14 protein-coding genes are annotated in these 13,280 nt (G+C 46.8%); all 14 read right to left on the bottom strand.

The features are described 5' to 3' along the window. Positions 1-4 precede the first annotated feature (4 nt). Positions 5-1,420, bottom strand: coding sequence for a flagellar hook-length control protein FliK (locus MHB80_RS12740; RefSeq protein ID WP_341282478.1), 1,416 nt, complete (start codon positions 1,418-1,420; stop codon positions 5-7). A 17-nt stretch (positions 1,421-1,437) separates the two neighbouring features. After that, a complete protein-coding gene (locus tag MHB80_RS12735) occupies positions 1,438-2,349 on the bottom strand; it encodes an MgtE protein (protein ID WP_341282477.1) in 912 nt (303 codons plus the stop codon). Positions 2,350-2,388: 39 nt separating this feature from the next. Beyond that, a complete protein-coding gene (gene fliJ / locus MHB80_RS12730) occupies positions 2,389-2,835 on the bottom strand; it encodes a flagellar export protein FliJ (RefSeq protein ID WP_341282476.1) in 447 nt (148 codons plus the stop codon). A gap of 8 nt (positions 2,836-2,843) precedes the next feature. Further along, positions 2,844-4,169: a flagellar protein export ATPase FliI gene (gene fliI, locus MHB80_RS12725; RefSeq protein WP_341282475.1), complete on the bottom strand. Its 1,326-nt coding sequence runs from the start codon at positions 4,167-4,169 to the stop codon at positions 2,844-2,846. Beyond that, the gene (locus MHB80_RS12720; protein WP_341282474.1) at positions 4,159-4,998 is read right to left on the bottom strand and encodes a FliH/SctL family protein; all 840 of its coding nucleotides are present in this window, start codon (positions 4,996-4,998) and stop codon (positions 4,159-4,161) included. The genes fliI and MHB80_RS12720 overlap by 11 nt, the downstream gene beginning before the upstream one ends. Further along, complete coding sequence (gene fliG / locus MHB80_RS12715; protein WP_341282473.1) at positions 4,991-6,004, bottom strand: flagellar motor switch protein FliG; 1,014 nt, start codon at positions 6,002-6,004, stop codon at positions 4,991-4,993. Before fliG ends, MHB80_RS12720 begins: the two co-directional genes overlap by 8 nt. 11 nt (positions 6,005-6,015) lie before the next feature. After that, entirely contained in the window at positions 6,016-7,605 is a 1,590-nt protein-coding gene (fliF, locus tag MHB80_RS12710) for a flagellar basal-body MS-ring/collar protein FliF (RefSeq protein WP_341282472.1), read from the bottom strand. A 44-nt stretch (positions 7,606-7,649) separates the two neighbouring features. Next, positions 7,650-7,955: a flagellar hook-basal body complex protein FliE gene (fliE, locus tag MHB80_RS12705; RefSeq protein WP_341282471.1), complete on the bottom strand. Its 306-nt coding sequence runs from the start codon at positions 7,953-7,955 to the stop codon at positions 7,650-7,652. 35 nt (positions 7,956-7,990) lie between these two features. Next, positions 7,991-8,440, bottom strand: a complete 450-nt coding sequence (gene flgC / locus MHB80_RS12700; RefSeq protein ID WP_341282470.1) for a flagellar basal body rod protein FlgC — start codon at positions 8,438-8,440, stop codon at positions 7,991-7,993. Between the two features lie 3 nt (positions 8,441-8,443). Then, positions 8,444-8,851, bottom strand: a complete 408-nt coding sequence (flgB, locus tag MHB80_RS12695; RefSeq protein ID WP_341282469.1) for a flagellar basal body rod protein FlgB — start codon at positions 8,849-8,851, stop codon at positions 8,444-8,446. Positions 8,852-9,075: 224 nt separating this feature from the next. Continuing rightward, a complete protein-coding gene (gene codY, locus MHB80_RS12690; protein ID WP_341282468.1) occupies positions 9,076-9,846 on the bottom strand; it encodes a GTP-sensing pleiotropic transcriptional regulator CodY in 771 nt (256 codons plus the stop codon). A gap of 27 nt (positions 9,847-9,873) precedes the next feature. Beyond that, positions 9,874-11,277, bottom strand: a complete 1,404-nt coding sequence (hslU, locus tag MHB80_RS12685) for an ATP-dependent protease ATPase subunit HslU (RefSeq protein WP_341282467.1) — start codon at positions 11,275-11,277, stop codon at positions 9,874-9,876. A 15-nt stretch (positions 11,278-11,292) separates the two neighbouring features. Beyond that, positions 11,293-11,841 carry an ATP-dependent protease subunit HslV gene (hslV, locus tag MHB80_RS12680; protein ID WP_056038270.1) on the bottom strand — a complete coding sequence of 183 codons (549 nt, stop codon included), beginning with the start codon at positions 11,839-11,841 and terminating at the stop codon, positions 11,293-11,295. A 68-nt stretch (positions 11,842-11,909) separates the two neighbouring features. Continuing rightward, positions 11,910-13,250 carry an FADH(2)-oxidizing methylenetetrahydrofolate--tRNA-(uracil(54)-C(5))-methyltransferase TrmFO gene (gene trmFO / locus MHB80_RS12675; RefSeq protein ID WP_341282466.1) on the bottom strand — a complete coding sequence of 447 codons (1,341 nt, stop codon included), beginning with the start codon at positions 13,248-13,250 and terminating at the stop codon, positions 11,910-11,912. Positions 13,251-13,280: the final 30 nt, after the last annotated feature.

The raw sequence follows: 13,280 nt of genomic DNA, 5'->3' as shown, positions 1-13,280 counted from the left end.
TCTTTTAGACTGTAGCGTTAACCGCCCGTCCGTAGCCCATATCCTGAATGGCGATTTGCTCGATGACATCTGCTTCAAAAGCAGCTTCATCCGATCTGCTTCCGCCTTTTCCATTGTTGTTCCGATTCGTAAATTGTTGATTGGAACCTTGTCCCTGCCCGCCGTTAGAAAGCTCTGATGCAGCTTGTCCCTGCGTCACTTCGAGCTTGTCAATCGTTAAGCCTTGGGATTGCAGTGCCTGTCTCAATTGCGACATTTGGTTGTCCAGCATATCCTTGGCCATTACCGTATCCGTATGGAAAAGCGCGGTCAATTGACCATTTTGCATCGTGATTCGAACATCGACCTGGCCCAACTGTTCAGGGAACAGCATGATTTTAGCTTCGTGCTTCCCGTTTAATGAAAAAATATCAAACTTCTGTACGATAAGCCCCGTCATGGATTCCGCAAATTGGTCTGCTAGTACGAAAGGCTGAGCGACTGCTCTCGTTGCCACGCTAGTCGTTGCCTGCTTAAGCGAATGAGCAAAGTTTGCATTTAAATTGCCTGCCAGAACGGACTCATCATCGGCTGTATCTGCCGTTTCTTCAACCAAAGTTTCGGCTGATAAAGCTTCCGCTACTGCGCTTTTCAAGGCGATAGTATGCTGTGACTGCTGGTTCAAGCGCTGAAGCCAAGCAGCTGTTTGCTGTGGAGCAGTCTCATCCGCTGCGGCTGGTTCAAATATGGCCTGAGCATTGCTGTTATTGCTGTTATTGCGATCGGCCGTGCCTGCTTCCTTCTGCTTCTGCAGCAGTTTCTGCAAAGCTTCCAGCTGCTGTGCAATCAGCTGCGATGGCTCTTGCTGCTGAACGCGTTTCGCAGAACCCTGCTCAAGCACATTAGCCAGCTGAATCAACGCATTTTCCAAATCATGCTTCACAAGCGCAATTTGTGCTTTTACTGCAACATGATCAGTTCCTGCGTCCGCTGCCTGAACGAGCTCCTCTGAGGAAAGCTGCTCATCAGGCTGCTTCAAAGTGACAAGCGGAGAACCTAACAACGCTAGCAATGCCTGCATCTGCTCCAGCATCGCTTGCAAATCTGCCAATTGGGCTTGTGCAGCCTCATCCGTATCAGCAGTATCCAACTCATCAATTTGCTCTAGCAGCCCATCAATAGCGGCAAGCAAATCCTGATTGTTCGTTTCTCCAAGCAAGCCGGCTACATTTAGCGTGGTCATTCGAATCGTTCCGAGTGCTGCCGCATCTGTAGTGTTTGCCGGAGTTGTTGTACCTGTTCCCGCTCCTGCTTGGCCATTATTTAATTGGCCGTTCAGCGTTTGGGCAAAAGCCGCATCTCCTGTACCCTTCACTTGGGCATTCCCACCAGCGGAAGGAGCCGCCGCCTGTGAAGCTGCTGGTGATGATAAAACATCCATTTATTTTCACCTCCCCTCTATTTACCCGCCATCAGCTTCGAAACGATTTGAGCTGTTACTTTATCATTCAACGTCGACATCTCGCCAACAATATTGGATCTTGTTGTGTCATCTACCGCATTCAAAATCCGCAGCACCTTGCTGGCACTTACATCCGACATTGTCATCAGCAGCTTGGCGGCGCTTTTCGCATCCATAGCTGCAAACGTTGCACCTAGCTGCGTCGAATCCAGTGTAGAAGACGTGGTAGTCGTTGTTGCTGTCGTCGACTGGGCATTTTTAAGCTGCGATTGCAGCGCCGCAATTTGCAAATCTTTCGCCGAAACGGCATCCTTCAGCTTCAGCGTCGCATCAGCCGCTGTTTTTGGCGTCATTTTCTCCAACACTTTCACACGATCATTAGGAGCCATCGCATCGAGCACGAGTACCATTTCATCAAGCGTCATGCTTTCTAAAATAGGGGCCGCCTTATTCGGCGCAATTCGCGCGTACATGCTGGCGAGCTCTTTAATTTTGGCCGTGTACGCCTCATCCTCAAGCGCCTGTGTTGCATTTGACTGTTTCAACTGCTCAATTTGACTCTTCAAGCTGGAAATTTCCTTTTCCTGATCCGTTTTAAGAGTGGACGTCTCCGTCAATTGGCCCTCTTTCTCCGTCAGTTGAGCTTGCAGCTCGGCAATTTTACGAGTCATATTTTCTGCCTTGAGCGTTTCATCTGTGCTTTCACCGCTAGCCGACTGCGGGTTTGGCAGCACATCTTTGAGCAATGGAATCGAATTTCCGATCGTTAGCGCCTGATTTCGCATATCGCTATTAAGAAGTATCAGCAATATACCGAGCACAACAATCGTAAACAACACCGGGGTCATAAAAAACATAGCCCGCTCAAATCCACTATATCCTTGTTTCTCCACATCTGTATCTGCCACTGATTTCACTCCCTCTAACCTTGCGCTGCAGCCGGATGTTTACGGCACGCTTACCATGAAACGGACAGTAGCCATTTCATCCAACTCGTTTTGCTCCTTAAGCTGCATCGCATACCGGAAACGTTCCTTCTCGTTATCCTTTGCCTTCAACCATACTTTCTCATCCTGCATTTTGTCCGAAAGCTTGATCCGATTTTGCTCGACGACCGTTTGCGCCCGTTTCACTTCAAGCATTTTAGCTTCAATACATGAATCCAAATAATCCACATATTGTTGAATGGTCTGAAGCTCAGCCAATGAAACGCCGGATTGCGAAGACTGATGCTGCTTCTGCTCCCATTCTTCACGGCGTTCACGCAATTGCTCGACGGTTAGCTCGGCAGCCTGCAGCTCTCCAATTGAAGAGGACAGGATCCATTCTGCCTGCGTTTTTTCACTTGTCTTCAGATCAACGATTTTCTGGTAGGAATAACGAAAAGCTCCCATTCAACGCTTCATCTCCTGTAAAAATCAATTATTAGCCGCTCCTGAGCTTCTTCCAAGGTGACTTTTTCATCTGTTTTTTGTCTCGTGAACTGATGAATCGAATCAATAAATTGCATCGCCAAATCAATTTCCTCATTAGAACCGCGTTGATACGCCCCAATATTTATGAGGTCTTCCGAATCCTTATAAATAGATAACAGGCGCTTCAACTGATTAGCCGCATCCTGCTGCTCCTCCGTAATAATTTCTTTCATAACCCGGCTTACGGATTGCAGGACATCAATGGCTGGAAAATGTCCTTTATGCGCAAGATGACGACTCAGAACGATATGACCATCCAAAATCCCCCGTACCGCATCCGCGATCGGCTCGTTCATATCATCCCCATCTACTAAAACAGTGTAGAAGGCGGTGATAGATCCTTTCGGGCCTGTCCCCGCTCGTTCCAGCAACTTAGGCAAATTCGCAAATACCGAAGGCGTATACCCTCTCGTGGCTGGCGGCTCGCCAATCGCAAGACCTACTTCACGAAGAGCCATCGCGTAACGTGTGACAGAGTCCATCATAAGCATGACGTTTAGACCACGATCGCGAAAATATTCAGCAATAGAAGTGGCAATCAGTGCCCCCTTCATCCGTATAAGCGCCGGCTGGTCCGAGGTAGCGACAATGACGACCGAACGGGCTAATCCTTCAGGTCCCAAGTCCTTCTCAATAAACTCTAGCACTTCACGGCCACGCTCGCCGATTAGCGCAATGACATTGACATCAGCAGAGGTGTTTCGGGCAATCATGCCAAGCAGCGTACTTTTCCCTACACCCGATCCGGCAAATATGCCTACACGCTGGCCTCTGCCAACGGTCAGTAAACCGTCGATAGCTCGAACCCCAATTCCCAGCGGCTCCAGAACACGTGGGCGCATAAGCGGATTGCTTGGTTCATTATGAGTAGAATAATGCTGCATTCGGCTTGGTAAAAAAGAGCCATCAAGTGGCTGACCGAGGCCATCCAACACTTTTCCAAGCAATTCGGAGCCAACCTGCACACTAAGCGGCTTGCCTGTTCCTACAACATCACAGCCTGAGCTGATGGAATGTAGATCGCCAAGCGGCATTAAAATAACTTTATTGTTCCGAAAACCCACAACCTCAGCCTTAATCGGCTTTGCGCCTTTATTCGGATAGATGTAGCACACATCACCGATACTTGCATCAGGCCCTTCCGATTCAACGGTTAGCCCGATGACCTGTGTGACTTTCCCATTTACTCTTATTGGATCAATCGATTGCAAATGCTCGACATATTTGCCTGCCTGTAATGAACTATTGCTCATCAGCCTGTCCTCGCTCGTCCCTTGATTGATGAGCGAACTGGACTAGCTCGCGTTTTAACTCTGATAGCTGTGTATCGATGCGGGCGTCAATGCTTCCGTATGCGGAACGAATAACGCAGCCAAAATCTTTAACGGTGGCATCCGGCAAAATTTGCAATTCGGCTTGAGAATCAACCGCCAAATTCAGCTCTTCTTGAGCAGCCTGAACGAAAGCCAATTGACCAGGTGCGACGCACAGCGTAATAACACCCTGCTCGCGTCTTCTTGCAAGCGATTTTTTAATTAGCTCAATGACCATTTCTGGAGCTTGCTCAAGCTGCTGTCCGATTACTTTTTCCGCTACTGCGCAGCTTAGCTCGACCAGAAAAGGTTCTGCTTCCTGAATAATTTGCTCACGCATCGTATAAGCGGAAGCAAGAATCGAATTCGCTTCGAACAGCTTTTGCTCCCATTCCTGCTTGGCCAGCATATTCGCTTGCTCGATGCCTTCCGCAAAACCACGTTCATAGCCATCGCTGCGGGCAGCTTCTGTCGTCGCTTCATCTTCGAGCCTTTTCTCCAGCCACCAAGCCTCCACATTCGCTTCAGCATCGGTCAGCATTTGCTCACACTGAGCTCCCATTTCCCGCAAACTTTCTTCTGCAAACTGCCTGGCATCAGCAATAATTTGATCCCGCAGCGTAATCGTTTCTTCATCAGGCTGTTCTTCCTCTGGAGCTTCAGCTTCGCCATTCGCATTTGCTGCGAGTGCTGCATACTTGTTCTTCCAGTAAAGCTCTCTTAGTTGATCGATAGAAACAACGCTTGTCGATTTAATCAAATTAGACAATGATATCATCTCCTCCGCCACGGGCGATAATGATTTCACCTGATTCCTCTAATCTACGAATCGTTGCGACAATACGGGTCTGGGCCTCCTCTACGTCACGCAATCGGACAGGACCCATAAACTCCATTTCTTCCTTGAATGTTTCCGCCATGCGCTTCGACATGTTTTGGAAAATAGCATCTCGCACTTCTTCACTAGCAACTTTAAGCGCAAGCTGCAAATCGGCATTTTCGATATCGCGGATAATCCGCTGAATCGAACGATTGTCGATGTTGACAATATCTTCGAAGACGAACATCCGTTTTTTGATTTCTTCTGCAAGTTCTGGATCTTGAATTTCCAAAGAATCGAGAATGGTACGTTCCGTACCGCGGTCAACACCATTCAAAATTTGAACGATAGCGTCGATACCGCCAGCATTTGTGTAATCCTGAGTGACGGTAGCTGAAAGCTTCTGCTCCAGCACACGCTCCACCTGAGAAATAACTTCCGGCGAAGTGCTGTCCATAAGCGCAATTCTTCTGGCAACTTCGGCCTGCTTCTCTTGTGGAAGAGAGGACAAAATGTGCGATGACTGCTCCGATTGGAGATAGGACAACACGAGTGCAATCGTTTGGGAGTTCTCGTTTTGAATAAAATTGAGTATTTGCATCGGCTCTGCTTTGCGAGCAAAATCGAATGGTCGTACTTGCAAGGTAGCAGTCAAGCGATTTATCACTTCCGCCGCCTTGCTCTCGCCTAGCGCCTTCTCCAAAATATCTCTGGCGTAAGTAATACCACCCTGCGAAATATATTCCTGAGCTACACAAATTTGATTGAACTCTCCTAAAATCGTTTCACGCTCTGAGCTATCTACTTTGCGCACATTCGCAATTTCAAGAGTTAGCTGTTCAATCTCATCTTCTCTTAAATGTTTAAAAATTTGAGCTGACACTTCGGGGCCTAATGTAATTAGCAGTATTGCCGCTTTCTGCCTTCCGGATAGCCCATTCATCGATTTACTCATGCAAACGACCTCTATTCATCGACAAGCCAAGTCCGAAGTAAATTAACAAATTCATCCGGCTTGCGTTTGGCGAGTGTCTCAAGATTTTTACGTGCCTGGCTGTCATTGCTTAAGCTATCAAAATCAAGGGTAGGATATTCTACAGCGGTTGACGCTACAACTGCTTCCTGCGCTTCAGCTGCTGCCGCTGCTGCCGCTTGCTGTCTGCGTCTGCGAACGAGCAAAATGATCAAACCGGCAATAATCGCAAGTGCTGCTGCTCCAATTCCAATTGCCCATCCCATTGATAAGCCGCCAATCGTGTTTGTAGCGGTGCTTTCAGCAAATGTTTGTCCGATAAGTGAAACTTTTTTATTAATCAAATCGTCATTATTTACATCTTGACCTGAATCTGCAAGCTGTGCTCGCACTAAACCTGTCAAAAATGTCGTAATCTCTGTACGAGATTCTGGAGTGAGACGACTTGCTTCAACACCAATACTAATGGATAGATCTTTAATTACGAAAGGCCCTGAAATCGTGGTACGATTGATTCTTCCAAAATCGTAATTAACAGTAGAAGAGCTTTCTTCCGAGGTGGAATTTCCAGAACCATCTGTTGCTGTGTAGCCTGGCACATCTGTTTCTCCCGTTCCCGCTACACCGCCTGCACTGGAGCTGCCTCCTGTAGAAGAACTGGTTTGTTCCGTTTGACTTACAATAATACCGTTATTGTTATTTTCAGCAAGAGGCACAACCTGCTGTTCCTCCGTCTTCTTATTGTCGAAGTTCAAGTTGCTTCCGATGCTGATGACCAAATTTTCAGAACCTACTATCGGCCCTAGAAACTGTTGAATATTCTTTTTCAATTCCGCTTCATATTTGCGTTGAATTTGGAACTGGCTGTCAACTGCTTCAGCGGTACCGGCAATCGTACCTCCCGCTTCAGAGGATAAAAGCTCACCTTGCGGACCGGAGATGGTGATGCTCTCCACTGTCGTTCCTGGAACTGCTGTTTTTACTAGATTGTAATAACCATCAATTTCCTTTTGAGTTGGACGATAACCAGCCATAAACTCCATTGAGATGGAAGCCGATGCTTTATCCTTCTCTTCGGGAGTTAGAAACACGCTTTCTTCTGGCAAGTTCACAAGCACCTTAGAGCTTTTCACACCTTGCATGCGATTTAGCAATTGTTGAATCTCGCCATTTAAGGCACTTAAATATTTGACGTTAAATTCATTTTCGGTTGTGCCGAAGGTCGAAGAGCTCTTTGTAAAAGCCTCAAAGCCGATTGATCCGTTTTGCACAAGTCCTAGCGAGCCAATCGTTACTTTCGTGCGTTCCGCAACTGCGCTTGGCACAGAAATACTAGTTCCACCGCTCCCTAGCTCATAAGGGATACCATTACTATCCAAGTAGTTCATAATCGCTGCTGAGTCTGTCGTATCCAGATCTTGAAAAGCCAATTCATAATCTGTTCTAGTAAATATGACAGTCAGAAGGATAATAGATAACAACAGTACGCCTACAGAAGCCCCCAAGCCTATTTTCTGTTTTTTTCCCATTTGACTCCAGAATTGCGAAATTCTCAGTCTAAATTGGGCGATTTTCTCATTCACCTTGTCACCTCACCCAAATTCTTTGCCAGGTTTTTTATCGTTCATTATACCTGCATCCGCATAATTTCTTGATATGCCTCTACAACCTTGTTGCGGATTTGTGAGGTTAGTTGAAGACTAAGCTGCGCTCTTTCGCCAGCAATCATGACTTGAGAAACATCAACTTCACCAATTAAAAACTTATCGTTAAGCTTATGTACATTTTGTTCTTGGGCACTAACACCCTCAATTGCGTTATTTAAAAACTGGCTAAATGTTTTTGTAAGTTCTGCCGGAGTAGCTTGCTCAACAGGGGCAGCTGTTATCGTCTTTAAAGGCTGCACCTGGTTCATTGAAATGGCTTGAATCACTATATTCCTCCTCGACTAATGTTTAATGGTTGTTGCTACTTCCCAATCTCCAATGCTTTTACAAACATCGCTTTAGAAGAATTAATGGCTGTGACGTTCGCTTCATAAGAACGCGACGCCGAAATCATATCAACCATCTCTTTCGCGACGTCTACATTCGGCATATTTACATAACCGTTTGAATCGGCATCAGGATGGGTAGGATTATATACAAGCTTCGTTGGGGCTGTGTCATCAATAATTTTCGCGACCTTTACCCCACCAGTCGTTGTATTTTTTCCCATTTTTGCATTCAGCGTATTAGAAAAGCTTGATTTCAACGGCTCCAAAACGACCATCTTCCGTTTATAAGGTACGAACTGTCCGTTCTCATAACCAGCACGCGTCGTTTCCGCATTCGCAATATTTGAAGAAATAACATCCATTCGCAGGCGCTGTGCGGTTAGAGCAGAGGCGCTCGCATCAAATCCGCTGGAAATTTTCACTCTTTAGCCTCTCCCTTCTATTCCTGTTCGCATCATTTTGATTTCATGATTGATTTGCTGCAGATAAGCGTTATAGCTGAGCTGATTTTTCGCAAGCAACGACATTTCTCGATCAATATCCACATTATTCTCATTATTGTTCATGGCGGTGTCTTTATCGCTTATGACTTGAGGCGTTGGATTGACCAGCCCACCTATAGGAATATGCCTTGAATTCGTAAGCTTGCCTTTCAGCTTAGGTGAGCTATTACCCATTTGTTGTTCCAAAAGCTGTTCGAATTCAACCTCTGATCGTTTAAAATGCGGGGTATCCACATTGGCTATATTATTCGAAATGACATTTTGCCGCATTTCTGCTGCATGAACTGCCCCCTCTAGCCTTTGGAAAGAAGATCCGCTCAATAAGTTCACTTTATTATCACCACTTTCGATAATTAAAAGATCCTAATATTAGTTATTCAACACTCTTCGTAGCATTCCTGCTTTGTTCGACATTAAATTATTAAAAAAATGAGATCATGCTGTCGATATTTGCCGACATGTTTATATTCAACAATTCTCCAAATTATTACAATAAGAAAAAAGCCCTATCTTTATAAAAAGAAAGGGCTTTTTTAGTCGTATAGACTCATATTTCATGATTTAATTTTTTCCAGTTCTTGAAGAAGTTGGTGATTTAATATCTTAATGTAAGTTCCCTTCATTCCGAGCGATCTAGTCTCAATGACCCCCGCACTTTCTAATTTCCTAAGGGCATTTACGATTACAGACCTAGTAATACCGACCCTGTCAGCAATTTTAGAGGCTACAAGCAGCCCTTCCTTGCCTTCCAGTTGTTCGAAAATATGCTCGACTGCCTCAAGCTCACTGAACGATAACGAACCAATAGCAACCGACACGACGGCGCGACTACGTGCCTCATGCTCAATTTCTACCGAACGCTCCCGCAAGATCTCCATACCGACGATTGTAGATCCATATTCCGCTAACACTAAATCATCGTCGTCAAAAGCACCTTGATGCCGTGTCAAGATTAGCGTACCCAAGCGATCTCCGCCACCTGTTATTGGAACAACCGTCATAATTTCCTGCTGCCCCAGCGATGGAAAAGTCTCATAAACCCCAGCATCCGGCGCCACATTCGTAACCGATTCTGTCATTTCAAGAAATTGCTCATTGCTTTCCTGCGGGAAACGCAGCTCTTCCGCAGACATGGAACGCAGCGAGTCATGATCATGCGGATTCACAGCCGCACAGCCAAGCACCTTTCCCTTGCGGCTTACGACAAATACACTCGTTTGAATGGTGCTGGTCAGCACCTCCGCCATTTCTCTGAAAATAAGCGGTTTGCCAGCCGCCCGCTGCAGCAGGCGGTTTAGCGTCCTTGTTTTTGTTAATAGCGTCATGCCATTGCCTCCTAAAACTCATACCAACTACAATATATATTGACTCAAATCTTTATTTTGCGCAATGCTTCCCAGCTTTTCACGAACATATTCCGGTGTGATCAGCATATGGTCCAGCGTAATATCAGGCGCTTCGAAGGACAGATCCTCCAGCAGCTTTTCCAAAATCGTATGCAATCTTCTTGCTCCGATATTTTCGGTATTCCGATTCACTTCTGCTGCAATAGATGCCAGCTCATGAATGGCCTCATCTGAAAATTCGATTTCAATGCCTTCGGTTTGCAGCAGTGCTGTGTACTGCTTAGTCAGCGCGTTTTTCGGTTCCTTCAAAATGCTCACAAAATCGTCAAGCGTAAGCGATGTAAGCTCCACCCGAATCGGAAAACGGCCTTGCAGCTCGGGAATCAAATCGGATGGTTTCGCAATATGGAAAGCACCAGCAGCAATAAAGAGCACATAATCCGTTTTTACCGGACCATATTTTGTCATAACCGTCGAGCCTTCAACGATCGGCAAAATATCACGCTGCACGCCTTCGCGCGAAACGTCTGGGCCATTGCCACGCGAGGAACTCGCAATTTTGTCAATTTCATCGATAAAAATAATGCCTGATTGTTCAGCACGTGTAACCGATTCAGAAATCACATCATCCATATTGATCAGCTTGTTTGCTTCTTCCTGAATAAGCACTTTACGCGCTTCCTTAACCGGCAGCTTGCGCCGCTTCGTTTTTTTCGGCATCAGTTGTCCGAACAGCTCCTGCATATTCATGCCCATGCCTTCGGGGCCTGGACCGCCTGCTAGCATGTCCAGCATATTCGGAGCAGCATCTTCAATCTCAACCTCGACCATTTCATTTTCCAGCTTGCCAGCAGCAAGATCTGCCTGCACCTGAGCGCGTTTCTGCACAATCGTCTGATCATGCTCTGGCTCTTCAGCTTGCAAATTGTCGTTTTGCTGGTTGCCAAACAACATTTCGAACGGATTTTTTTGCGTCTTTTCCTTTGCTTTCGAAGGAACAAGCAGCGTCACCAGCAATTCGTTTGCCAGCTTCTCCGCTTTATCTTTAACCTGCTCGGTTTTTTCCGTTTTCACCATGCGGATCGCTGTTTCAACCAAATCGCGAACCATGGATTCAACGTCACGCCCTACATAACCTACCTCGGTGAATTTAGTCGCTTCCAGCTTCACGAAAGGCGCTTTTACAAGCTTTGCCAATCTGCGTGCGATTTCTGTTTTACCAACGCCAGTAGGCCCGATCATCAAAATGTTCTTCGGCACAACCTCATCACGCAACGCTTCATCAAGCTGACTTCTGCGATAACGATTGCGCAAAGCGATCGCGACCGAACGTTTGGCAGGCTTTTGACCGACAATATACTTATCCAGCTCCGCTACGATCTCTCTTGGTGTTAACGCTGCATTTGCCATATTAATCTCCTCCGCTTAAGAGCCGATTTCTTCGACAATAATATTGTGATTCGTATAGACGCAAATATCTGCTGCAATTTCCAGAGCCGAACGTGCCATTTCCTTCGCATCCAGATGAGTGGCATGGCGCTTGAGTGCTCTAGCTGCCGACAAAGCAAAGCTGCCGCCCGAGCCAATGGCCAAGAGGCCGTCATCCGGCTCAATAATTTCGCCATTTCCTGAAATCAGCAAAAGTCCCGTCTGATCCATAACCAGCATCATTGCTTCCAGTTTGCGCAGCACGCGATCCGAGCGCCATTCCTTCGCCAGTTCTACAGCTGAGCGCTGCAAATTGCCATGATGCTCTTCAAGCTTCGCCTCAAACTTCTCAAAAAGCGTAATTGCATCAGCAACCGAGCCAGCAAAACCTGCGACGACTTGCCCGCGATACAAGCGGCGTACCTTTTTCGCTTTATTTTTCATAACCATGCTGTTGCCGAATGTGACTTGACCATCACCTGCAATCGCGCCTTTCCCCTCGTGACGGACTGCGCAAATCGTCGTTGCATGAAATTCCATTTCCATCTCTTCGCCTCCTCTATGCAAATGCGCCTGTACTGATCAAAATCTTCAAAATAGCTATGTGACCATAACTAGCTGTTTACCAAATGAGTGAAATGCTCCTGCTTAAATTTCTCAACACCAGAAAGCGCACGGTTTGCAATCGCTTCATTCTTTTCCTTCTTGCTCTTCAAGCGTTTTTCAAGCGGCGGGAACAACCCAAAATTCGCATTCATAGGCTGAAAATGTTTGAAATCCGCCGTCGTAATATACTGCGCCATGCTGCCAAGCGTCGTGTCTCCAGGAAGCACAAGCGGTTCAAGATTGCGCGCAAGCCGGGCAGCGTTGAATCCAGCGATCAGACCGGAAGCCGCTGATTCCACATAACCTTCAACACCTGTCATCTGGCCGGCAAAAAATAAGGTAGGGCGATTTTTAAGCTGATAGGTCGGCTCCAGCAATCGTGGCGAATTTATGAACGTATTGCGGTGCATAACACCGAAACGCACAAACTCGGCATTTTCAAGACCCGGTATTAGCGAGAATACCCGCTTCTGCTCGCCCCATTTCAAATGCGTTTGAAACCCAACCAGGTTATACAGTGTACCAGCAGCATTGTCCTGACGCAATTGAATAACGGCATGTGGCAGCTTGCCCGTATGCGGGTTCACAAGTCCAACTGGCTTCATCGGCCCAAACAGCACCGTTTGCTTGCCACGGCTCGCAATAACTTCAATGGGCATGCAGCCCTCAAAATAAACTTCTTTTTCAAAATCTTTTATTTCCGCTTTCTCGGCATTAACGAGCGCATCATGAAAGATTTCGAATTCCTCTTCCGTCATCGGGCAGTTCAAATAAGCGGCTTCCCCTTTATCATAGCGGGACGCGAGATAAACCTTGCTCATATCGATAGAATCCTTCTCCACAATCGGCGCAGCAGCATCATAGAAATAGAAATATTCTTCACCCAGCAGCTCGCGTACTTGCTCGGACAAGGCTGGAGCTGTAAGCGGACCCGTCGCAATAATGACGATTCCGTCCGTTGGAATTTCCGTAACTTCCTCATTGCGGACTTCAACAAGCGGATGCTCATGCAGAAGACGCGTTACTTCGCCGGAAAATCCATCCCGGTCAACTGCAAGCGCTCCGCCTGCAGGTACCGCATGACGATCAGCGCAGCCAAGAATGAGCGAATCCAGTTGGCGCATTTCCTCTTTCAATACGCCTACGGCATTTGCAAGTCCATTGGCACGCAAGCTGTTGCTGCATACCAGCTCAGCAAATTGATTCGTATGATGGGCTGGCGTTTTCGTCTCAGGCCGCATTTCATAGAGTACAACTGGGACGCCTTGGGATGCGATTTGCCAAGCCGCTTCGCTGCCGGCTAGGCCAGCTCCGATAACGGTGACTTTTGGATAGGATGATGATGACAATGAACTTACCTCCAAATCATAATACGCGCT

The organism is Paenibacillus sp. FSL H8-0537 (assembly GCF_038051995.1).
Classification (GTDB): Bacteria; Bacillota; Bacilli; order Paenibacillales; family Paenibacillaceae; genus Pristimantibacillus.
This window is presented reverse-complemented; position numbering and strand designations above follow the sequence as displayed.